Consider the following 21,464-nt stretch of genomic DNA (forward strand, 5'->3'; position numbering starts at 1 on the left):
GCTGCCTCGCGGGAGCAGCGAATTCTTGGGCAAGGCCGGGCAAGGGCAAAGGGCAGGCGGCGCTCGCGCGACCGGCCTCAGGCCGCCGGCCGCGACAGCATCCAGCGCGCCATCGTCAGGACGTCGCGGGGGCTGTCCTTGAGGCCGCGCATCACCGACGGCTCGAAGCCCGAGTGCATCAGGCAGTTCTGGCAGCGCGCATCCCGGCGCGATTCCCAGTAGGTCCAGTCGACGCCCTTCCAGAACTCCGACCAGGAGCCGTAATAGCGGTCCTCGATCAGGTAGCAGGGGCCCTTCCAGCCTTTCGGCGTGCGGGTCGGATTGCCCCACGGCGTGCACGGGTAGTCGCGCCGGCCGGCCGCGAACTGCAGGAACAGCGGCGTCGACGAGATCGGGTAGCGCTCGGCGAGCGCCAGCACGCGCGCGAACTTGCGGTGGATCTCGTCGCGATACATGAAGTGGTCGCCGGCCAGCTTCTCGTAGCGATAGCCGGGCGCCAGCAGGATGCCGTCGACGCCGAGGGCTTTGAGCTGGGCGCACATCGCCTCGACCTCGTCCATGTCGGTCTCGCGATAGATGGTGGTGTTCGTGCACACCGCGTAGCCGAGCCGCTTGCCCTCGCGGATCATGGCGATCGCCTGGTCGAAGACGCCGGCGCGGCGGACGACGAAATCGTGCGTCTCGCGCAGCCCGTCGAGGTGGACGTTGATCGCCAGCCGCTTGTGCGGCCGGCCGCGGCGGTAGAAGCGCTCGAGCAGGATGCCGTTGGTGCAGAGGTAGATGTGGCGCTTGCGGGCGATGATGCCGTCCACCAGCTCCGCCAGCTCGGGGTAGATCGTCGGCTCGCCGCCGCAGATCGACACCACGGGGGCGCCCGCCTCGTCGACGGCGCGCAGGCTGTCGTCCAGCGACAGGCGGTCTCCGAGATCGCCGCTGTAGCGTTCGGGCGAGCAGCCGACGCACGCCAGGTTGCAGGTGTGCAGCGGTTCGAGCATCAGCACGTACGGATAGCGCGCGGCGCCGCGCCACCAGTTGCGCGCCTGCCACTTCAGCATGTCGGTGACGATGTGCAGCGGGAATCGCATCACGGCTCCTCGGTGGGTCCGCGGCCGAGGGCGAGCGCCGCGGCCCGGTGGCCGCTCATCACCGCGCTCTCGATCGTCGGCGGCAGGCCGGTGGCGGTCCAGTCGCCGGCCAGCCACAGGTTGGCGAGCGGCGTGGCCGCTCCGGGACGGCGCCGTTCGGTCGCCGGGGTGTTGGAAATCGTCGCCTGTCGCTCCTTCACCACGACGGCGCGGCGCAGCGTCGCGCCGGCCGCATCGGGGAGGAGCGCCCGCAGGTCATCGAAGATCGTCGCCGCGATGCGCGGGGCCGGCCAGTCGACGATCGCATGGCCGGCGCTGATCACTGCGCTCAGCCACTGCCCATCGGTCGCGCCGCGCGCCTGCAGCGCGCTGCGGTTGAAGAACCACTGCGCGGTGGTGCCGATGCAGCCGAGGAACGGCTCCGCCATGACCGGCCGGTCGAGCCACAGGTGCGCCGAGACGATCGGCGAGCCGGCGAAGGTGTCGAGCCCGCGCAGCAGCGGCGCGGCGCGCAGCGCGTCCGGCAGCAGCGCCGCGAGGGCGCGCGGCGGCACGGCGGCGATGCAGGCGGCGGCGGCGACACGGCGGCCGTCGCGCAGGCGCACGGCGCGCACCCCGGTCGGACCGAGCGCGAGCCCGGTGACCGCCGCCCGGGTCTCGACCCGCCCGCCGCGGGCGACGATGAACTGCTCCGCCGCGCCGGTGTACAGGTCGCTCAGATCGGTGCCCGGGAGCACGAACTGGGCGTCGCGCCGACCGCCGAAGAACGCCCGCGCCAGGACCGCGGCGAAGGGGCGCGCCGCGGCCCGTTCCGGCAGCTCGTTCAGGGTCGCGACGGCGACCGGGTTCCAGAAGCTCGCCTGCGCCGCCGCCGACTGGCCGAGCGCGCGCAACAGCTCGGCGACCGTGCAGTCGGCCAGGGAGGCGTCGCCGCGGCGATGGCGGCGCAGGATGGCGACCCCGGCGCGCAGCGCCGCCAGGCGCTCGCCCGGCCGCAGCAGCCGGTACCCCAGCACGCCGCCCGCCATGTGCAGCGGTCCGGGCAGGCGGGCGCCGACGATGCGCCCGGCGCCGCGCGTCCGGTCCCGCATCGCCACGCGCAGCCGATCCTGGCGGACGACGCGGCCCGCCGTTCCGATGCGCTCGAGAAACGCCAGCGTGTGGGTGTAGCAGCCCAGCATCGCGTGCTGGCCGTTGTCCAGCCGCTCGCCGCTGGCGGCGTCGGTGAACGAGCGGGCCCGGCCGCCGAGTTGGGGCCCGGCTTCGAGCACCAGCGGGCGCGCCCCGCCGGCCGCCAGCGCCACGCCGGCGGCGAGACCGGCGAAGCCGCCGCCGATGACGACGATCTCGCTCACGCCTGCAACCCGGCGAGGTGGGCGCGCCCCCAGGCGGCGAGGGCGAGCGTCACCTTCTCGTAGCGCGGCAGGGTCACCTTGCCGCCGCCGAAGACGTCGAAGTGCCGGGCTTCGATGCGCCGCAGCAGGCGCTCGTAGATCAGGCGCATGGCCTCGGCGGGCGCCAGCGCGGCGCGATCCTCGGGCGCCAGGGCGCCGCCGGCGCGCAGGTAGTAGGCGCGCGCCCGGCCGCACTCGAAGGCCAGCAGGGCGCCGACGCGCGGCGAGTAGCGGCCGGAGAGCAGGTCCGCCTCGCGGCAGTCGAAGCGGCGCAGGTCCTCCAGCGGCAGGTAGAGGCGGCCGCGCGCCGCGTCCTCGGTCACGTCGCGCAGGATGTTGGTGAGTTGGAACGCGACCCCGAGGTCGACGGCGTAGTCGCGGGCGCTCGGCTGGCGGTAGCCGAAGATCTCGATGCACAGCAGGCCGACGGTGGCGGCGACGAGGTAGCAGTACTCGTGCAGCTCGTCGAAGGTCGCGTAGCGCCGGCGCGTCAGGTCGAGCTCGACGCCGCGGATGAGGTCGAGGAAGCACTGCCGCGGCAGCGGAAAGCGACGCACCGCGTCGGCCAGCGCGCGGCCGATCGGGTGCGTCGGGGCGCCCTCGTAGAGGCGCGTCAGCTCGTCGCGCCAGCGCCCGAGCAGCGCCGCCGGATCGCGCCGCGCGGCGTCGTCGGCGATGTCGTCGACGAAGCGACAGAAGGCGTAGACGGCGCACAGCGCCTCGCGGCGCGGCGGCGGCAGCAGGCGGAAGGCGTAGAAGAAATTGCTCGAGCTGCGGCGCGTCACCTCGGCGCAGTAGGCATAGGCCTCGGCGAGCTGCGGATCGCGCGCCAGCGGCGGCGTGGCGAGCAGGCGGCGCGGCGGCTCGCGGCGCAGCAGGGCGCGCAGGATCAGCGCGGCCTTCTGGCGCCGCGGCACCGTCGGGCGGGCGTCGACGACGGCGAAGTCCTGCGCCGCGATGCGGGCCAGGATCGCCAGTCCGCCCCAGGCGAACAGGCGCACCTCGCGCCCCAGGCGCGGCGCGACGCGGTCGGCGAGCGGCAGGCCGTCGAGCAGATAGCCGCGGGCGCGCGCCACCTCGGCGCGCAGGACGGCTTGCAGCGGCGCGCGCATGGCGGGCGCCCGCAGTGCCGCCGGATCGACGCCGTGCGCGCGCAGCACGTCGAGGGGCAGATGGACGCGGCCGCGTTCCGCGTCGACGCCGACGTCCTGGCAGAAGTTCGCGAGCTGCAGGCCGATGCAGAGCTGGTCGGCGAGCGCCTGGCGCGCGGCGTCGGCATGACCGAAGAGCGCCAGCACCAGGTGGCCGACCGGCGCCGCCGAGTCGCGGCAGTAGTCGATCAGCTCGTCGACGGTCGCGAAGGGCGTGAACGCGGCGTCGCGGCGGAAGGCGCGCAACAGGCGGCGAAACGGCGCCAGCGGCATGGCGAAGCGCCGCACGGTATCGGCGAGGGCGACGAACACCGGCGTGTCGGCCGTGCCGGCGAAGCAGGCCTCGAGCTGGCGCTCCCAGTCGTCGAGCCGCGCCAGACGGATCGCCGCCGGCGCCTCGCCCTCGTCGGCGAGGTCGTCGGCGCCGCGCGCGAAGGCGTACAGCGCGGCGAGCGGCCGGCGCAGATGGCGCGGCAGCAGCCACGAGCCGACGGTGAAGTTCTCGTAGTGCCCCGCCGCCAGGCGGAGGCAGTGCTCGTAGGCGGCCTCGAGCGACGGCGCCGCGGGCGGCGAGGAGTCCGCTCCGGTCATGCCGCCGGTGGCGCCATCGCGCCGCCCAGGCGCTGGCGCGCGCCGCCGAGGGCCATGAGCGGGAAGTAGTTCCGGTACATGTCGTAGCGCAGGTAGAAGTGGCGCGGAAACCCGGTGCCGGTGAACAGGGTCTCGTCCCACTGCCCGTCGGCGCGCTGCCGCTCGAGCAGGTAGTCGACGCCGCGCTGCACCGCCGGCGAGACGCCGTCCTCGCCGGCGAGCAGGCCGAGGATCGCCCACGCGGTCTGCGACGGGGTGGAGGCGCCGCGGCCGGCCAGGCGCTCGTCGTCGTACGACGCCATCGTCTCGCCCCAGCCGCCGTCGGCGTTCTGTCGCGCCCGCAGCCAGGCGACGGCACGGCGGATGTGGGCGGCGTCGAGGTCGTCGCCGATGGCGCGCAGGCCGGCCAGCGCCGACCAGGTGCCGTAGATGAAATTGCAGCCCCAGCGCCCCCACCAGGCGCCGTCGGCGCGCTGGCTGCGGAGGAGGAACTCGCGCGCGCGGCGGGCGCGGTTGAAGCGCAGGTCGTGGCCGTAGGCGCCCATCATCTCGAGCAGCCGGCCGGTCAGGTCCTCGGTCGGCGGGTCGATCATCGCCTCCATGTCGGCGAACGGGATCTGGTTGAGGAAGGCGCGGTCGTTGTCGGTGTCGAAGGCCCCCCAGCCGCCGTTGCGGCTCTGCATGCCGAGCACCCAGTTGAGGCCGGCGGCGATGGCGCGATCGGCGCGCCGCGGCTCGGCGTGGGCGATGCGCTTGAGCACCATCAGGATGACGGCGCTGTCGTCGACATCGGGGTACCAGTCGTTGGCGAATTCGAACGCCCAGCCGCCGGGCTCGAGGTCGGGGTTGTAGACCGACCAGTCGCCGGGGACGAGGATCTGGTTGGCGATCAGCCAGTCGGCGGCGCGGCGCAGCGCCGGGTGATCGCCGGGCACGCCGGACTCGAGCAGCGCCTTCGCCATCAGCGCGGTGTCCCAGGTCGGGGAGACGCAGGGCTGGAAGAAGAGGTGATCGCCGTCGGCCATGACGAAGTCGTCGATCGCCTGCAGCCCCCTGGCGACTGCCGGATGCGAGTCGGCGTAGCCGAGGGCGCGCAGGGCCATGACGCAGTTCACCATCGGCGGCTGGATGCCGCCCCAGCCGCCGTTCACGTCCTGGCGGTCGAGGATCCAGCGCTCGGCGCGCGCCAGGGCGCGCCGGCGCAGCGGCTTCCACGGGCTGCGACCGAGCACCTTCAGCGTCCGGTCGAGCGCCAGGAAGGCGTTCCGCCAGCTCAGCCACTGGCGGCTGCGCGGATAGGCGAGCGCGGCCGCGGTCGGCGGCTCGAGCCACAGCTCCGCGATCTCCTCCTCCGGCGCGATGGCGATGCGCGGCCGCTTCGCCATCAGGATGGTGAGCGGCACGACGGTCTCGCGCGCCCAACTCGACAGGGCGTAGATGTTGATCGGGCACCACGGCGGCAGGAGCACCAGCTCGACCGGCATCGCCGGCAGGCCGCTCCACGGGAACTGCCCGAAGTACGCGAGGAAGGTGCGGGTGAAGACGCCTGCCCTGGCGAGGCCGCCGTGGGCGCGGATGAATTCGCGGGCGCGGGTCAGCGCCGGTTCGTCGGCGGCGAAGCCGGCGAGCTTGAGCGCGAAATAGGCCTCGATGGTATCGCTGAGATGGCCGGGACCGCCGGCGTACAGCGGCCAGCTCCCGTCGTCGCTCTGGGTCGCCAGCATGTGGTCGACGATGCGGCGATCGATGCGCGTCGGCTGCCGTCCCATGAAGCGGTTGAGGAACAGGTACTGGGCGTCCATCGAGACGTTGGCCTCGAGCGGCGCGTGCCAGTAGCCCTCGCGGTGCTGTTGGCGCAGGAAGGCGGCCTGGCTGCGGGCGATGGCGGCGTCGAGGCGCTCCAGCGGCGCCGTCGCGGCGGCGCCGCGCGCGCGGCTAGCGTGGCGCGCGCCGGTGAGCATCGGGCTGGCGTTGGACATCGGGCTCCTCGTCGAGACGTGGGTGGGGCGAGCGGGCGGCGCGTACCCACGCCGCGAGGCGTGGGCCGAGCAGCAGCGGTTGGCGGGCCAGCGCGCGCAGCGATGCGGCGCCGGTGAGCAGCATGACGGCGCGCAGCTCCTGCCGCCGCGCCTCGAGCCAGGCCGCGGCGGCCGCGATGCCGCCGTCGCCGTAGGCGCGGAAGACCGGCAGGGCGGCGCCGGCGAGATCAGCGCCGAGCGCCAGCGCCTTCGCGATCTCGACCCCGGTACGGACGCCGCCGCTGGCGATGCGCTGCAGTCCCAGTCCGTCGAGCATGAGCAGCGACGCGGCGGTCGGGATGCCCCAGCCGGCGAGCGCCTCGCCGAGCGCCTGACCGTCGCGGTCGGCGCGCAGCGCCTCGACGCGCACCCACGAGGTGCCGCCGGCGCCGGCGACGTCGACGATGCCGACGCCGGCGTCGCGCAGCGCCTCGCCGACGGCGCGCGAGATGCCGCAGCCGGTCTCCTTGGCGATCACCGGTACCGGCAGCTCGCGGCACAGGCGGCGCAGCGCCGCGAGCCCGCCGCGGAAATCGCGGTCGCCCTCCGGCTGGATCAGCTCCTGGGCGGGGTTCAGGTGCAGGCAGACGGCGTCGGCGTCCACCGCCTCGACGAGCGCGGCGACGGCGGCGGTCGACTGTCGTGCCGCCTGCGTCAGGCCGAGGTTGGCGAGCAGCGGCACCGACGGCGCGACGGCGCGCACCCGGAAGGTGTCGGCAGCGCCCGGGTCGCGTTGCATCACCCGCTGGCTGCCGAGGCCGAAGGCGACGCCGGCGCGTTCGGCGAGCGCGGCGAGGTCGCGATTGATGCGCCCCGCGTCCTCGGTGCCGCCGGTCATGCCGCTGATCAGCAGCGGCGTCCGCAGCCGCTTGCCGAGGAAGGTCGTCGAGCAGTCGATCTCCGCCAGCGCCAGCTCCGGCACCGCGTTGTGGATCAGCTCGACCTCCTCGAAGAGCGTCGTCTTCAGGGCGTGCTCGACCGGCTGGGTGCGGCAGAGGGCCAGGTGCGACTGTTTGCGGTCGCGCAGCGCGGCGCCGACGCCGGCCGAGGTCGTCCACGCCGTGCTCATGCCGCCTGCACCACCGTCGCGCCGGCGCCCGGCGCGGCGCAGATGAGCCGCGCGACGCCGGGCGTCTCGACCAGCGCCGCCGCCACCGCCGCCGCGGCGTCGGGCGGACAGAGCGCGGTGACGTGCGGTCCGGCGCCGAGGGTGAAGTACACCGCCTGTCCCGCGGCGCGCAGCGCGCGCACCCGCTCCACGACTGCCACGGTGCCGGGCGCCCAGCCGAGAATCGCCGGCGTCGCCGCCAGCGCGACGGCGCGCGCCTTCAGGCAGTGGTGCTCGATCAACCCGCCGAGGCGTTCGAGATCGCGCGCGCGCACCGCCGCGCGCGCCGCGTCGAGGTCGTCCTCGTGTCCCTCCAGCCAGGCGGGGAAGAACGGCGATCGCTTCAGCGCGTGCGCGTCGGCAGGCGGCGCCGTCGCATCGACGACGGCGATCAGCGCCGCCAACGACCAGTGCGCCGGTGGCGCCAGCGGCTCGGCGTAGCAGTCGGAACCGTCGCCGAGCTCGCCGCCGACGCCTTCCACGAAGCCGCCGAACACGGAGCGCGCCGCCGAGCCGGTGCCGCGCCGCGCCAGCATCGAGAGCTGCCGGGGCGCCGTCGGCAGCTCGAGGGCGACGCTGCCGGCGAGCGCCAGTGCCGCGAACGTGGCGGCGGTCGCCCCGATGCCGGACGTGCGCCCGGTCGCGATCGACACCGCGCAGGGCGTCGTGCGCCCGGCGCATCGGCGCAGGAGGTCGATGAACCCGCGCAGCCGCTCGCCCATCGCCCCGGCGGCTGGGCGATCGTTCACCGTCAGCTCGTCGTGGCGCAGATCGCGTCGGGCCTGCCAGCGGACCGTGCTCTCCAGCCGATCGAGGGTCAGCGAGAGGCTGCCGGTGTAGGGCAGGTTCAGGGCCGGTTCCCGCATCCCCCAGGACTGGATCAGGGGAACGTTGCCGTAGGCTCGAGCGACCACTTCTTCCATCCCTAACCTCTCGGTCAGCCAGCGCGCGCGCCTTGCGGACTGACCAGCTACTAACCGCGCGGTTAGGGCCTTTACGGGAGGGAACCGGGGTCGTCAAGTCGCCTAACCTGAAGGTCAGGCCATGCTCTCATGAAACCAGCAGGCGAAGAACCGGCGGAGGGCGTTCCCCGCGGCCTGCTGCGCCTGGCGCAGCCGCCAGAGCTCGCTGACGGATCCGGGGTGCCGCAGGACGTGGGCGGCCAGCGCCGCCGGGCGGAGCTGTCCGGATACCGGATCGCCGACGCGGGCCAGCAGCGTCACGTCGTCTTCGGCGGCGTCGATGATGGCGCGAATCGACACGAACGGTCGCCCGGCGGCCGCCGCGGCGGCGGCGATCGGCCCCGCCTCCATCTCGACCGCCACGGCGCCGGCGGCCGCGGCGCGGCGCTTGTCCGCGCGCGAGGCGAGCAGAACCGCGCTGCAGCGAATCGGCCCTTCGTGGATCGTCATGCCGCGGGCAGTCGCCATCGCCAGGAGTCGCGCCCGGGCCGCCTGGTCGGTGTCGTGCCGGGCATCGTCGGCGTGCACGGCGCTGGCGAGCACGAGATCGCCGGGGCGCAACGGCGGCGCCAGGCCGCCGGCGCAGCCGGTCGACGCCACCAGGGCGCACGCCGAGAGGTCGACCGCCGCCGCTGCCGCCGCCGCGCGTCGCGGGCCGACGCCGCTGCGCACCACCCACACCTCGCCGTGGCGCGCCGCGCCGCGCCACGCCGGAACGCGCAGGCCGCGCAGCCGACGCACGCCGCGCAGGGCGCGCAGCACCGGCCGGCATTCCCAACCCAGCGCCGCGAAGACGACGATCTCTGGAGAGGGGACAGCGCGCGGCACGGCGTCCACCGGTTACACCAGACGGCGGCGGCGCGTGAGCCATCCAGCGCGGCCTGAGCCGTCCACTCGCCGCCTGGCGGCGCCGCTTCGAAAAACGCGATCCGCCGCGCCGGAACTATCTATTGGTCGCATAGCGGGGTCGGCCCTAGCCTCCGGCGACATGGAAATCACCTCGATCGCGACGCCGGCGATGTGGCTGGCCTTCACCGGACTCGTGCTCGGGATGTTGGCGCTCGACCTCGGCGTCTTCCATCGCCATGCCCACGAGGTCCGCCCGCGCGAGGCCGCGACCTGGACGGTCGTCTGGATCACCCTGGCGCTGGCGTTCAACGGTTGGCTGGCGGCGAGCTTCGGCGCCCAGCGCGGCCTCGAGTTCCTCACCGGCTACCTGATCGAGAAAGCGCTGGCGGTCGACAACATCTTCATCTTCCTGGTCGTCTTCTCGACCTTCAAAGTGCCCGCCGCCTACCAGCACCGGGTGCTCTTCTGGGGCATTCTCGGCGCGCTGGTGATGCGGGCGCTCTTCATCTTCGCCGGCGCGGCGCTGCTCGCCCGCTTCCACTGGATCATCTACCTCTTCGGCGCCTTCCTGCTGCTCACCGGCTTCAAGCTCCTGTGGCAGCGCGACGTCGAGCCGCACCCGGAGCACAATCCCCTCTTCCGCTGGTTCACCCGCCTGGTGCCGTCGGTGCCCGAGTACCACGGCGGCCGCTTCACGGTGCGCCGCGACGGCCGCCGCTTCGTCACCCCGCTGCTGCTGGTGCTGGTGCTGATCGAGGTCACCGATCTGGTGTTCGCGATCGACTCCATCCCCGCCATCTTCGCCGTCACGAGGGATCCCTTCATCGTCTACACGTCCAACATCTTCGCCATCCTCGGGCTGCGGGCGATGTTCTTCCTGCTCGCCGGCGCGATGGACCGCTTCCACTACCTGAAGGTCGGTCTCTCCTTCGTGCTGATGTTCGTCGGCGGCAAGATGGTGCTGGCCGATCTCTACAAGCTGCCGATCTCGGTCTCGCTCGGCGTCATCGCCGGCATCCTGGCGACCGCCATCGCCGGTTCGCTGCTCCGCGAACGCACCGGCTCCGCGGCCGCGAACACGACCGCCTGACCGCGCCGGCGCCGGGCGCGGCCGCGCCTCAGGCCGGTTCCCAGACCGGCAGCGTGACGTCGTCGGTCAACCGCTTGAAGACGACCCGCACCGGCATGCCGATGCGCATCCGATCCGGCGTCGCGCCGACCATGTAGCCGACCAACCGCGGCCCTTCCGCGAGCTGCACCAGCACCATGATGTGCGGCAGCAGCTCCTTGAACGCCGGGAGAAACGGCTCGTAGCCCACCACGTACGAGTACACCTCGCCGCGCCCGCTGGCGTCGATCCACTCGAGCCGTCCGCCCTTCCAGTAGCCGGGCTTCGGCGGCCAGTGCACCTCGCCGGTCTTGCGATCGCGCTGCACGCGCAGCCGGCCCTCGCGACAGCCGGCCCAGAAGGGGCCGGTGACCGGATCGCTGACGTCGGGGAGGGGATAGTCGGGATGGAGGGTCATGGCGCGGAGCCCAACCCGAGCGCCGGCCGCTCCCCGGTGACCGCTCGCCGCAGGTGGTGCGCCACCCGCGCGCAGCGCGGAGATGATGCGACTCGCACCATCGCCGTCGCTGCTCCGTCACCGCGCACTGCTCGACGGTCACCGGTCATCGATCCCCCCCTGCCCTCATGCTCCCCGCACCACCATGGCGCTGGTCGCGACGCCGGAGGCGCCGGTGACCAGCGTCGCGCGACAGTCCGGCACCTGGTTCCACGACGTGCCGCGGATCTGCCGCACGGCTTCGAGGATCAGGTTGAAGCCGTGCACGTAGGCCTCGGAGAGGCCGCCGCCGGAGGTGAGGACCGGCAGCTCGCCGCCGAGCTCGATGCGGCCGTTCTCGGTGAAGGGCCCGCCCTCGCCGCGGGCGCAGAAGCCGTAATCCTCGAGGCCCATCACCACCAGCGGCGTGAAGGCGTCGTAGATCTGGGCGCAGTCCATGTCGGCCGGCTTCAGTTGCGAGCGCTGCCACAGCAGCTCGGCGCAGGCCACCGACGTCGTCTGCATGCCGGGCGTATTGTAGTTCGCCAGGTGCACCGGGTTCGGCCCCGAGGCCTGGGCAATCGCGTGCACGAGCACCGGCTTCTGCTTCAGGTCGCGGGCGCGCTCGATCGAGGTGACGACGCAGGCCAGCGCGCCGTCGGTCTCGAGACAGCAGTCGTAGAGGGTCAGCGGATAGCCGATGACCCGGCCGGCGAGATAGGTCGGCATGTCCAGCGGGCGATCGCGCATCATCGCGTAGGGATTGCGCTGCGCGTGCGTGCGGGCGGCGATGGCGACATTGCCGAGCTGCTCGCGCGTCGTCCCGTATTCGTACATGTGGCGGTGCGCCCACATGCCGATCACGTCCACCGGGCGGATCAGGCCCCAGGGGACGTGCAGCGCCTTGTCGTCGATCACCAGGCCCTTCTCCTGCGACCACGGGCGCGAGGTCTTGGCGCCGCGATTGCGCGCCCGGTGGCAGACGACCACCTCGGCGAGGCCGCTGGCGATCGCCGCGCAGGCGTGCATGATCGTCGCGCACGAGGCGCCGCCGCCGTACGAGATCTTGTCCCACCAGCGCAGATTCCGCACCCCGAGGCGGCGGGCGATCGACACCTCGTGGGTGTGCTCCATCTCGAACATCGACATGCCGTCGACGTCCTCGTTCTCCAGCCCGGCGTCCGCGAGCGCGAGCTGGATCGCCTCCACCGCGGTATCGCCGATCGGCCGCCCGATGTCCTTGGCGAACGGCAGATGGCCGATGCCGACGATGGCCATGCGGTCCTGGATGCGGCGGAAGAGGTCGCGGTCGAGCGAATCCACCTGACCCGTCTAGTCGGGAACCGCCGCTCGGTTCAACCGGCCAAGCGGGCACCCGCCAGCGGCCGGCACGCCGTCGATGCCGGAAGGCCGCCTGCGACCGCCACGGGCTTTGCACAGAAAGCCCACGGTCGAACCCAATCAGCGCCGGTCGGTTGTTAGCTGTTGGGCTGTTCGCTGTTGAGGGCCGCAATTCTCAGGCCCTAACAGCGAACAGCTCAACAGCGTAACAGCCTCACGTGAGACGCGACGGGTTCATGTGCAAAGCCCGTCACGCCGTGTCGACCACCCGGTCGAGCGCCGCGAGCAGATCGACGCCGCTGCTGCGCAGCTCGCGGATGACCCCCGCCTGGTCCGGCGTCACGTGTCCGAACTGGCCCTCGAGCAGCAGCTCGGCGTAGCCGATGATGACGTCGAGCGGCACCCGGAAGCGGTGCGAGAGGCCGGCGATGAGCTCGGACTTGAGGCGCGTCGTCTGCGACAGCTCCTCGGCGAGGCGCGCGTTCTCCAGCGCCAGGGCGGCGAGGTCGGCGATGCCCTGGGCGACCTGCGACTGCTCCTCGCCGAACACCCGACCGCCGCTCTGCACGCCGGCGACCACCAGGCCGAGCTCGGCGCCGTTGCGATGCAGCGGCACCAGCAGACAGCGGCTGAGGCCGTGCCCGTAGCTGGCGGGCGGCGCGAAGAGCTCGTTGGCCTCCACCACCACGCCGCCGTGGCCGTTGCGGCGGCTGAACAGCGACACCAGCCGGGTGCGCGGCAGGCGCGCCTCGCGCGGCGGCGCGGCGTGCTGGCGCAAGGCGCCGTGCGAGGCGACGGGGACGTACACGTCGGTCGCCGGCTGCCACACCCACGCCTGGCCGACGTCGCACCCCAGCACCTCGACGATGAGCTGGCAGCAGCCGCGCACCAGGTCCGGGAGCTGCCCCTGGCGCAGCTCGAGCGGCGCCCGCGAGGCGTCGAGGGCGCGCAGGTCGATGACCCCGTTGATCACCGCCAGCAGCTCGCGCGCGCCCTGGTCCATGCGCCGCAGGGTGTCGAGCTGGTCGCGGTTCAGATAGCCGAACGCGCCCTCGAGCAGCAGGTCGGTGTAGCCCATGATGACGTGCAGCGGCGTCCGCAGCTCGTAGGACATGCCGGCGACCAGATCGGAGCGGCCGCGGTGCACCTCGTCGATGGCCGCCAGCAGGCGCTCGTTCTCGCGCGCGATCGCCGGCAGCTTCATCACGAACCAGGCGCCGCGATCGTGCGAGCGGTCGAGCTCGATGCGGCCGCCGTGCGCCGCGGCGATGGCCTGGGCGCTCGCCAGGTCGGCCTCGAGGCCGCGGTCGGTCAGCGCGACGTCGTCGCGGTTGAGCATCGCCTCGGCGTCCTCGGCCCGCAGGCGCGGCCCGTCGTTGCCGATGGTGAGGGTCAACCATTCGCCGTCCATGCCGGTGCGGCAGAGGATGAGCCCGCCGCGCCGCGAATGCTTGACCGCGTGGCGCAGCATGCGGCCGACCCCGAACTCGAGCTGCGCGCGGTCGGCCCAACTGAGCGGCAGGCCGGGATCGAGATCGAGGCCGGTGCCGAGGCGCTTCACCGCCATCGCCGGCTGATATTGCTCGAGCAGATCGAGCACCACCTTGTTCAGCGATGCCCACTGCGGCAGCAGATGCAGCGTCTCCCGGTGCTCCACTCCGTACCCCGCGCCCTGAGTCCTCACGCCCTCTGGCGCCCGTCACTTCAAGTGACATGCCAGCCGCTGCACGATGCGGCTATCGAGGCTTCATGCCGCCGCGGCACTCGCGGCGTCGAGGGATGGACGGTTGCCGGCAGGAAAGTGCGCGCCGCCGGTCACGGCTGACGACACCCCGCGGCCCCTGCTACAAGCGCCGCCATGCAACGGGTCGCCATGGTCACGGGAGGCGCGTCGGGAATCGGGAGAGCCGTCTGCCGGCGGCTGGCGCGCGACGGCGCCGCCGTCGCCGTGCTCGATCTCAACCGCGCCGGCGCCGAGGAGACCGCGGCGGCGATCGCCGCCGCCGGCGGCCGGGCGGCGGCGTGGGCGGTCGACGTCGCCGACGGCGAGGCGGTGCGCGCCGCCGTCGCCGCGGCGCGCGCCGCGCTCGGCGCCGCCGGCATCCTGGTCAACGTCGCCGGCATCGGAGAGATCGCGCTGCTCGCCGACATGAGCGATGCGCAGTGGCGGCGCATGCTCGATGTCCACCTCACCGGCACCTTCCACGGCGTGCGGGCGGTGGTCGCCGACATGGTCGCCGCTGGCTGGGGACGCATCGTCAACGTCAGCTCGGTCGCCGGCCTGAGCGGCGGCGGCCCCGGGCTGTCGCACTATGCCGCTGCCAAGGGCGGCATCATCGCCTTCAGCAAAGCGCTGGCGCACGAGCTCGGCCCGGCCGGCATCACCGTCAACGCCGTCGCCCCGGGTCTGATCGACACCCCGATGGTCGCCGCCGCCATGGTCTCTCCCGAGATCCGCGAGCGCGCCATCGCCGGCGCCCCGGTGCGCCGCATCGGCGTGCCCGACGACATCGCCGCCGCCGTCGCCTATCTGGTGTCCGACGAGGCGTCGTTCGTCACCGGACAGGTGCTGAGCCCGAACGGCGGCCGGTACATGTGAGAAGGCTGTTGGGGCTTGATGTGACGAAAACGCTTCACCACGGAGGCACGGAGACACGGAGTAACCTGGACAAAAGGGGGTCCGGGGTCGAGATCCCCAACGCCGTCGGCAATGGCCATGGGGATCGCACCCACCCGCCAGTCCGACGCTGCACCCTCCGTGGCTCCGTGCCTCCGTGGTGAAGGTGTTTTGTCGTATCGAGGTTCGCTGTCAGGCTGTCAGGGGCCGGAGGTCGGGACCCCTGACAGCCCAGCAGCGTGACAGCCGACTCAAACGTCCTCGCATCACCCGTACCGCCCGCCCGAGACGTGGATCGTTTCGCCGGTGATGTACTCGGCGTCGTCGCTGGCCAGGAAGGCGGCGACGCCGGCGACGTCCTCGGGCCGGCCAAGGCGCGGGATCGGGAGGGTCGGGGCGACGCGCTCGACCAGGCGGTCGTAGTGCGGCAGCGAGGTCACGCCGGGGGTGGCGATGATGCCCGGCGCGATGCAGTTGGCGGTGACGCCGAACTTGCCCAGCTCCATCGACAGCGAGCGGGTGAGGCCGATGACGCCGGCTTTCGAGGCGGCGTAGTTGACCTGCCCTTTGTTGCCGTAGTGGGCGCGCGAGCTCATGTTGATCACCCGCCCCCAGCCCTTCGCCACCATCAGCGGCGTCGCGTGCTTGCAGCAGACGAAGGTCGCGCGGAGGTTGAGGTCGAGCACGGCGTCCCAGTCCTCGAGGCGCATGTCCTTGAGCAGCTTGTCGCGCGTGATGCCGGCGTTGTTGACCAGGATGTCGACGCCGCCGAAGGCCGCGACGGCGCGCGCCACCAGCTCCTGCACCGTCGCCTCGTCGGTGACGCTGCCGATCACCGCCGCCGCCCGGCCGCCGGCCTGCTCGATCCGCCCCACCGTCGCCGCCCCGGTGGTGGCGTCCATGTCGTTCAGCATCACCGCTGCGCCCTCGGCCGCGAAGCGCAGGGCGATCGCCTCGCCCAGCCCGCGCCCGGCGCCGGTGACCACCGCCACTCGTCCGTTCAGTCGCATGTCGCCTCCGTCGTGTCGGCGGACCGTACCGACGCCGGTCGGGACGCGCAAGGCGCGCCGCGGCACGGCGGACGCGCCGCCGGGGGGCCTCCGTCCGTCGCCAGCAGGCTCAGCGCGCGGCGCCGACGAAGCGGCGGGCGCGTTCGACCAGCGCCGCCGCGGCGGTGAAGTCGAGCCCGCCCGGCTCCGCCGCCAGCCGGCGGCGCAGCGCCAGCGCCTCGTCCAACCACTCGCTGGGCGCCTCCTCGATCTCGGGCAGGGCGGCGTAGGCGGCGGCGACGCGGACGTGGGTGCGCAGCCGCAGCCCGCTCTCGTTCAGCCGCGCCTTGGCGGCGTAGAGGATGGCATAGAAGGCGCGCCCCGCGGCGATGTCGGCGGCGCCGGCGGTCAGCGCCGCCTCGGCCGCGGCCAGGGCGCGCGTCGCCTTGGCCAGGAGCGTGTCGGTGCCGGGCCGCATCGGCCGCCTCAGAGCTCGACGACGCGGGCCGCGTGGCCGGCGCGGACGAGCAGATCGCGGGTCGACGGATGGCAGGTGAAGAACAGCACCTGGTGGCGTTGGGCGACCTCGCCGAGCACCCGCGCCATCGCCGCGGCGCGCTCCGGATCGAGGTTCACCAGCACGTCGTCCATCACCAGCGGCAGCGCCGTGCCGCGCCGCGCCAGCTCGCCGGCCAGGCCGAGGCGGACCGCCAGGTAGAGCGCCTCGGCGGTGCCGCGGCTGAGGTCGCCGCCCGCCTGCTTCACCAGGCCGCCGCGCTCGACCACCACCAGCGCCGCCGCGCGTTCGTCCTGGGCGACGCGTTCGTAGCGCTCGCCGGTGACGGTGGCGAAGGCGCGCGACGCCTCGCGCAGGACCGCCGGCTGCCGCGTGCGCTCGAACTCCTGCTCGGCCTCCTCGACGAAACCGGCCGCCGCGACCAGCACCCGCCAGTCGCGCACCGCCTCCTCGAGCTCGGCGGTCAACGCCGCCCACTCGAGCTCCAGCGTCGGCACCTCGTCGGCGCGCTCGAGCGCGGCGCAGGCGGCGCCGGCGGCGCGCCCGGCCGCGTCCGCGGCGTCCAGCTCGCGCTCGCGCTCGGCGAGCACGGCGTCGGCGTTCGCCGCCAGGACCTCCCATTCGCCGACCGCGCCGCGCGCCAGGTCGTCGAACGCCTCCGGCCAGGTGACGCGCTCGGCGACCAGCGCCTCGCGTTCGGCGACCACCCGCTGCAGTTGCTGCCGCCGCGCCGCCGCCGCCCGCCGCTCCAGCAGGTCCTGCTCGTCGCGCACGCCGCTGCGCGCCAGCACCGCCGTCAGCTCGCGTTCCGCCTGATCGAGCGCCTCGCTCGCCACCGCGAGGCGAAGCGCGCGCTCGCGCACCTCGGCGTCGAGCGCGGCGCGCCGCTGGCGCAGCGGCGCCTGCTCCTGCAGGCGGGCGCGCAGGCCGACGATGCGCTCGACCAGCGCCTCGCCGCCGCCGCTGGCGTCGCCGAGGCGCGCCAGCACGGCGCGGGCGCGCGTCTCCCACGCCGCCACCATCGGCTCGAGCTGGCGCCGTTCGCGCTCCGCGGCATCGTGCGCCAGCAGCGCCTCGTGCGCCGCCTGCAGGCGGGTGACGCGCTCGAGCACCAGCTCCGGATCGACCGCGCCGCGGACGCCGGCGCGCTCCACCCAGGCGCGCCACTCGATCTCGCCCTCGTCGCGCGCCGCCTCGGCCGCCAGGCGCTCGGTCTCGCGCGCCGCGTAGGCCTCCTCGGCGCCGCGCAGGGCCGGCTCGAGGCTGGCGAGCTGGGCGCGCGCGCCGCCGTCGCGCACCCGCGCCGCGTCCTCGGCGTCGAGCCCCGCGGCCGCGGCGTCGCAGTCGGCCAGAGTCGGCGCGCGCGGCAGGCCGAGGGCCTCGCCGTCGCGCGCGATCTGCTCCGCCAGCTCGGCGGCGGCGTGCCAGGCCTGATCGCGGCCGCGGCGGGCCGCTTCGAGCTCGCTGCGCAGGACGCGGCGCGCCCGCTCGCGATCGCGACGCCGGCCGAGCGCCGACCGCCGCTGGCGGCCGACATGGATCGCCCCGGCGGCGAGCGCGACCGCGGCGCTCGCTCCCAGGGTCGCCGCCGGCATGCTGCCCATGGCGCTCCACAGCGTCGCCAGGACCGTCGCCGCCGCCAGCAGCGCCAGCAGCGGCGGCAGCCACGCCACCGGCACCGCGTCCCGCTCGGCGTCGAAGGCGCGCAGCACCTGCTCGCGGTCGAACACGGTCTGCGCCATGCCCTCGCCCCGCGACCGCTTGTCGAGCATGGCCACGACGGCGCTCCGCAGCGCGTCGAGCGCCTGGCGGCGCGCCTCCACCGCCTCGGCCGGCAGCGGCGGGCGCGCCGGCAACTGCGCCGTTGCCGCCTCGTACTGCTCGCGCAGCGAATCGCGGTGGCGCTGCGCCGCCTCGGCGCGCAGGGCGGCGGCGCGGGCGCGCTCGTCGTGGCGCTTCAGCCGCACCTGCCAGTCGCGCACCTGCTCGCGATCGACGCCGAGCCGACCCCACTCGCGCACCGCCGCCTCGGTTCCGGCGTCGTCGAGTCGCTGCAGGCGGGCGCGCATCGTGGCGGCCGCCTCCTCGGCGCGGGCGCGCGCCGCCGGCAGGGTGGCGAGCTGGAAGCGGTGCAGCGTCAGATCGCCGCAGAGGGCGTCGATCTCCGGCGCCAGCGCCGCGGCGCCGTCGTCCGGCGGCAGCAGGCCGCGCTGCGCCTCCGCCGCCGCCTGTTCGGCGCGCAGCGCGTCGAGGGCGCCGCGCGCCGCCAGCAGACGCTCGCGGGCGCGCTGCAGCTCGCCCGCGACCTCGGGCGGCGGCACCGGCAGGGCGACGATCGCGGCGAGCTCGGTGCGCGCGTTCTGCAGCGCGTCCCACAGTGGCCAGGCGCGCAGCAGCGCCGCGGCGCGCTGGCGGCGCTGCCGCTCGACGGCGAGACGCTCGCGCAGCGCGGCCGCGTGGGCGGCGGCGGCCGCCGCCGCCGCGCGCTGCCGCGGATACTCCTCCGCCGCCCGGCGGGCGGCGGCGAGCCGCGGCCGCAGGGCGTTGAGCGCGGCAATGCATGCGCCGATCTGCGCCGCGCCCGTCTCATCCAGCCGCCGCGCCGCCTGGGCGCGCAGCCGGGTCAGCGCGGCGCGCGCCGAGCGCCCGGCGCCGGCCAGGCTGGCCGAGAACAGCGCCTCGCTGACCGCCGCCTCGTCGAGGCCGGCGAGCGACTGCAGGTCGTCGAGGGCGATGGCGAAGACGGCGCGGAACAGCTTCTCGTCGGCGCCGCCGAGCAGCCGCGCCAGATCGGCAGCGCCGCCGAGCGAGCCGTCCGGGCGCGTCACCTGCAGCGCGGCGTGGGCGAAATCGCGGGCGATGACGTAGGCGCCGTCGCCGCCCTCGACGCGCAGCCGACCGCGATAGGCGCCGCCGCCGAGCGGCGCGTACGACACGCCGGCGCCGTTCGACAGCGGCCCGAAGAGCGAACGGCGGAGGAACTCGAGCAGCGTCGTCTTGCCCGCCTCGTTGGCGCCGTGCACCACCGTCAGGCCGTCGGGCAGGCGATCGACGGCGCTGTCGCGCAGCGCCCCGAAGCCGTCGATCTCCCAGCCGCGGATCTTCATCGGTCGCCGTCGCCGAGCACGAGGGCGTCGATCGCCACCGCCGCCGCGTCGTCGAGCAGCGGATCGACGTCGCGCGGATCGAGGGCCGCGCTCCAGGTGTCGCGCAGCGGCTCGAAGCGCTGCTGCACGAAGCGCAGCGTGCGCTCGGCGTCGCTGGCCAGCACGGCGCGGCGGCGCGCGACCTCGCCCGGCAGGTCGTCGGCGGCGGCCGGCAGCGGGCCCGGCGGGGCGGCGCGCAGCGCCGCCCACCACAGCAGCGGATCGTCGCGCTCGGCGTCGCGGCGCGCCTCGGCGAGCAGGGCGGCGCGCAGGTCCGGCTGGCGCGCCAGGCGGGTGACGCGGGCGCGCGACCCGAGCAGCGCCGTCAGCAGCAGCACGTGCTCGGGATGGGCGGCGCGCAGCGCCGCCGCGGCGTCGCGCAGGCGCTGCCGCAGGGCCGCGCCATCGTCGGCCTCGTCGATCCGCACGACGGCCGCGCGGACGCGATCGAGCGGCTCGAGGCCCACGCGGGCGATGACGCCATCCTCGACCTCGACCAACGCGGCGCCGCGCGGACCCACGTCCTGCGGGCTGCGCCCCTGCGGCGTCCCGGCGCTCACCAGCCACGGGTCGCGCGCGTGCTGCACCGCCAGCTCGGCGCCGCCGCCGAGCGCCCAGTAGTCCATGCCGGCGTCGCGCAGCGCGTCGAGCGCGACCCCGCCGCGCCCGACCGGGCTCGGCAGCAGGGCGATGTGCGGCCCGGCGAGATCGCCTCGGCGCAGCCGGCGGGCCGCCAGCTCGGCCCCCTCCTCCGGATCGATGCCGACGCCGTGCACGGTGGCGAGATGCGCGCCGTCGCGACGCAGCGGCACGGCGTCCGCGCGTCCGTGGCCGAAGACCACGACGCCGTCGGGCCAGTCGTCGATAGCGGCGAAGCCGTCCCGCGGATCGCGGGCGGCGAGGGCGATGAAGACGGGGATGCCGTGTTCGACCAGACGGGCGACGCCGTCGCGCAGGCGCACCTGCGCGCGCGCGCCGCGTTCCAGCCCATCGCACAGGCCGCCGCTGAGCAGCACGGCGGCGACCCGGCGGCTGATCGCGGTCGCCACCAGCGCGTCCCAGGCGTGCAGCGAGGCGTCGCGCAGCGCCGCCGCCAGCGGCGCCGGCGTCCGGCCGACGCCGGTGAACGGCGCGTCGAGGCGCAGGTCAGCGGCGTGCAGAAACGCGTACCGAGCGGTCATCGCAAGGCGTCATTGAAACCACAGAGCTGGCGGACTTTCGAGCGCTTTCGCATTGACTTCCGCATTCGATCATCCCAACCGGCGAGGCGCCCGGTCAGGTGATCGAGCAGATGCCTCGCGTCGCGCCCTTGCCCGGCGCGCGGCCGGCTCGATACACACCGGGCATGAGCAGCGAGCAGCGCGGCAACGGCAGGCGGGCGTGGGTGACGGGCGCCTCGGTGGGGATCGGCGCCGCCTTCGCGCGGCGCCTGGCGCGCGACGGCTACGACCTGGCGCTGGTGGCGCGCCAGGCGCGGCCGCTCGAGCGGCTGGCGGCCGAATTGGAGGCGGCGCACGGCATCCACGCCCGGGCGGTCGCCGCCGACCTCACCGACGCCGCGGCGCTGCGCGAGGTCGAGCACGCGGTGGCGCACGACCCCCACCTCGCGCTGCTGGTCAACAACGCCGGCTTCGGCACCATCGGCGCCTTCGCCACGCTGGACGTCGACCGCGAGGAGAACGAGATCCGCCTCAACGTGGTCGCCCTCACGCGCCTCGCCCGCGCCGCGTTGCCGGGCCTGCTGCGGCGCCGGCAGGGCGGCATCATCAACGTCTCCTCGATGGCCGGCTTCCAGGCGGCGCCGTTCAACGCCACCTACGGCGCCACCAAGGCGTTCGTGAACAGCTTCACCGAGTCGCTGCACGAAGAGCTGCGCGGCAGCGGCGTGCGGGTGATGGCGCTCTGCCCGGGCTTCACGCGCACCGAGTTCCAGGAGCGCGCCGGCATCGACGCCAGCGGCATTCCGTCGCTCGCCTGGATGAGCGCCGAGGCGGTGGTGGAGGCGGCGCTGCAGCGCTATCGGCGCGGCGACGTGGTGTGCGTGCCCGGCTTCGGCAACTGGACGATGAGCGGCCTCGCCGCCGCGCTGCCGCGGGCGCTGGTCCGGCGCATCATGGGCGCCGCCGCCGGGCGCGTGCTGCAGCATCGATGA

At 74.5% G+C, this 21,464-nt stretch carries 17 protein-coding genes and 1 pseudogene; 3 read left to right on the forward strand and 15 right to left on the reverse strand.

Going from position 1 to position 21,464, the window contains the following annotated elements:
- Nucleotides 1-77: 77 nt before the first annotated feature.
- The 8 genes and pseudogenes from hpnH to KF840_18705 form a co-directional block, all read right to left on the reverse strand.
- Nucleotides 78-1,085, reverse strand: a complete 1,008-nt coding sequence (gene hpnH / locus KF840_18670) for an adenosyl-hopene transferase HpnH (protein ID MBX3026936.1) — start codon at nucleotides 1,083-1,085, stop codon at nucleotides 78-80.
- Nucleotides 1,085-2,440 carry a hydroxysqualene dehydroxylase HpnE gene (gene hpnE, locus KF840_18675; protein ID MBX3026937.1) on the reverse strand — a complete coding sequence of 452 codons (1,356 nt, stop codon included), beginning with the start codon at nucleotides 2,438-2,440 and terminating at the stop codon, nucleotides 1,085-1,087. The genes hpnH and hpnE overlap by 1 nt, the downstream gene beginning before the upstream one ends.
- Nucleotides 2,437-3,264, reverse strand: a complete 828-nt coding sequence (gene hpnD, locus KF840_18680) for a presqualene diphosphate synthase HpnD (GenBank protein ID MBX3026938.1) — start codon at nucleotides 3,262-3,264, stop codon at nucleotides 2,437-2,439. Before hpnD ends, hpnE begins: the two co-directional genes overlap by 4 nt.
- Before the next feature lie 90 nt (nucleotides 3,265-3,354).
- A pseudogene (hpnC, locus tag KF840_18685) lies at nucleotides 3,355-4,152 on the reverse strand (squalene synthase HpnC).
- A gap of 65 nt (nucleotides 4,153-4,217) precedes the next feature.
- Nucleotides 4,218-6,182, reverse strand: a complete 1,965-nt coding sequence (shc, locus tag KF840_18690; protein MBX3026939.1) for a squalene--hopene cyclase — start codon at nucleotides 6,180-6,182, stop codon at nucleotides 4,218-4,220.
- Entirely contained in the window at nucleotides 6,157-7,308 is a 1,152-nt protein-coding gene (gene fni, locus KF840_18695) for a type 2 isopentenyl-diphosphate Delta-isomerase (protein MBX3026940.1), read from the reverse strand. Before fni ends, shc begins: the two co-directional genes overlap by 26 nt.
- Nucleotides 7,305-8,261 (reverse strand): diphosphomevalonate decarboxylase, encoded by a 957-nt coding sequence (locus tag KF840_18700; GenBank protein ID MBX3026941.1) that lies wholly within the window; start codon nucleotides 8,259-8,261, stop codon nucleotides 7,305-7,307. Before KF840_18700 ends, fni begins: the two co-directional genes overlap by 4 nt.
- A 123-nt stretch (nucleotides 8,262-8,384) precedes the next feature.
- Nucleotides 8,385-9,137 carry a hypothetical protein gene (locus KF840_18705; GenBank protein ID MBX3026942.1) on the reverse strand — a complete coding sequence of 251 codons (753 nt, stop codon included), beginning with the start codon at nucleotides 9,135-9,137 and terminating at the stop codon, nucleotides 8,385-8,387.
- Nucleotides 9,138-9,297: 160 nt separating this feature from the next.
- Between KF840_18705 and KF840_18710 the strand changes: the two genes are divergently transcribed.
- Complete coding sequence (locus tag KF840_18710) at nucleotides 9,298-10,248, forward strand: TerC family protein (GenBank protein ID MBX3026943.1); 951 nt, start codon at nucleotides 9,298-9,300, stop codon at nucleotides 10,246-10,248.
- 28 nt (nucleotides 10,249-10,276) lie between these two features.
- Here the strand turns inward: KF840_18710 and KF840_18715 are convergent, their stop codons facing one another.
- The 3 genes from KF840_18715 to KF840_18725 all read right to left on the reverse strand — a co-directional run bounded on the left by KF840_18715 (nucleotide 10,277) and on the right by KF840_18725 (nucleotide 13,700).
- Nucleotides 10,277-10,684 (reverse strand): OB-fold domain-containing protein, encoded by a 408-nt coding sequence (locus KF840_18715; protein ID MBX3026944.1) that lies wholly within the window; start codon nucleotides 10,682-10,684, stop codon nucleotides 10,277-10,279.
- 165 nt (nucleotides 10,685-10,849) lie between these two features.
- Nucleotides 10,850-11,980, reverse strand: coding sequence for a lipid-transfer protein (locus tag KF840_18720; protein ID MBX3026945.1), 1,131 nt, complete (start codon nucleotides 11,978-11,980; stop codon nucleotides 10,850-10,852).
- A gap of 313 nt (nucleotides 11,981-12,293) precedes the next feature.
- Complete coding sequence (locus tag KF840_18725) at nucleotides 12,294-13,700, reverse strand: hypothetical protein (GenBank protein ID MBX3026946.1); 1,407 nt, start codon at nucleotides 13,698-13,700, stop codon at nucleotides 12,294-12,296.
- A gap of 201 nt (nucleotides 13,701-13,901) precedes the next feature.
- Between KF840_18725 and KF840_18730 the strand changes: the two genes are divergently transcribed.
- Nucleotides 13,902-14,642: an SDR family oxidoreductase gene (locus tag KF840_18730; protein MBX3026947.1), complete on the forward strand. Its 741-nt coding sequence runs from the start codon at nucleotides 13,902-13,904 to the stop codon at nucleotides 14,640-14,642.
- Nucleotides 14,643-14,926: 284 nt separating this feature from the next.
- On the opposite strand, the gene KF840_18735 is transcribed toward KF840_18730, so the two are convergent.
- The 4 genes from KF840_18735 to KF840_18750 all read right to left on the reverse strand — a co-directional run bounded on the left by KF840_18735 (nucleotide 14,927) and on the right by KF840_18750 (nucleotide 20,493).
- Nucleotides 14,927-15,670 carry an SDR family oxidoreductase gene (locus KF840_18735; protein MBX3026948.1) on the reverse strand — a complete coding sequence of 248 codons (744 nt, stop codon included), beginning with the start codon at nucleotides 15,668-15,670 and terminating at the stop codon, nucleotides 14,927-14,929.
- Between the two features lie 109 nt (nucleotides 15,671-15,779).
- Entirely contained in the window at nucleotides 15,780-16,127 is a 348-nt protein-coding gene (locus KF840_18740) for a HEPN domain-containing protein (protein ID MBX3026949.1), read from the reverse strand.
- 8 nt (nucleotides 16,128-16,135) lie between these two features.
- The gene (locus KF840_18745; protein MBX3026950.1) at nucleotides 16,136-19,273 is read right to left on the reverse strand and encodes an AAA family ATPase; all 3,138 of its coding nucleotides are present in this window, start codon (nucleotides 19,271-19,273) and stop codon (nucleotides 16,136-16,138) included.
- The gene (locus KF840_18750; GenBank protein ID MBX3026951.1) at nucleotides 19,270-20,493 is read right to left on the reverse strand and encodes a hypothetical protein; all 1,224 of its coding nucleotides are present in this window, start codon (nucleotides 20,491-20,493) and stop codon (nucleotides 19,270-19,272) included. Before KF840_18750 ends, KF840_18745 begins: the two co-directional genes overlap by 4 nt.
- A 164-nt stretch (nucleotides 20,494-20,657) precedes the next feature.
- Here KF840_18750 and KF840_18755 point away from each other — a divergent pair, with 164 nt between their 5' ends.
- Nucleotides 20,658-21,464 (forward strand): SDR family oxidoreductase, encoded by an 807-nt coding sequence (locus tag KF840_18755; GenBank protein MBX3026952.1) that lies wholly within the window; start codon nucleotides 20,658-20,660, stop codon nucleotides 21,462-21,464.

The sequence above is a fragment of the bacterium genome (assembly GCA_019637795.1).
Lineage (GTDB): Bacteria > Desulfobacterota > Binatia > HRBIN30 > CADEER01 > JAHBUY01.

Coding starts and splice junctions, on each gene's coding strand:
- hpnH (MBX3026936.1), bottom strand. CDS start 1,085: ATGCGATTCCCGCTGCACATCGTCACCGACATGCTGAAGTGGCAGGCG.
- shc (MBX3026939.1), bottom strand. CDS start 6,182: ATGCTCACCGGCGCGCGCCACGCTAGCCGCGCGCGCGGCGCCGCCGCG.
- fni (MBX3026940.1), bottom strand. CDS start 7,308: ATGAGCACGGCGTGGACGACCTCGGCCGGCGTCGGCGCCGCGCTGCGC.
- KF840_18710 (MBX3026943.1), top strand. CDS start 9,298: ATGGAAATCACCTCGATCGCGACGCCGGCGATGTGGCTGGCCTTCACC.
- KF840_18715 (MBX3026944.1), bottom strand. CDS start 10,684: ATGACCCTCCATCCCGACTATCCCCTCCCCGACGTCAGCGATCCGGTC.
- KF840_18720 (MBX3026945.1), bottom strand. CDS start 11,980: ATGGCCATCGTCGGCATCGGCCATCTGCCGTTCGCCAAGGACATCGGG.
- KF840_18730 (MBX3026947.1), top strand. CDS start 13,902: ATGCAACGGGTCGCCATGGTCACGGGAGGCGCGTCGGGAATCGGGAGA.
- KF840_18735 (MBX3026948.1), bottom strand. CDS start 15,670: ATGCGACTGAACGGACGAGTGGCGGTGGTCACCGGCGCCGGGCGCGGG.
- KF840_18740 (MBX3026949.1), bottom strand. CDS start 16,127: ATGCGGCCCGGCACCGACACGCTCCTGGCCAAGGCGACGCGCGCCCTG.
- KF840_18745 (MBX3026950.1), bottom strand. CDS start 19,273: ATGAAGATCCGCGGCTGGGAGATCGACGGCTTCGGGGCGCTGCGCGAC.
- KF840_18750 (MBX3026951.1), bottom strand. CDS start 20,493: ATGACCGCTCGGTACGCGTTTCTGCACGCCGCTGACCTGCGCCTCGAC.
- KF840_18755 (MBX3026952.1), top strand. CDS start 20,658: ATGAGCAGCGAGCAGCGCGGCAACGGCAGGCGGGCGTGGGTGACGGGC.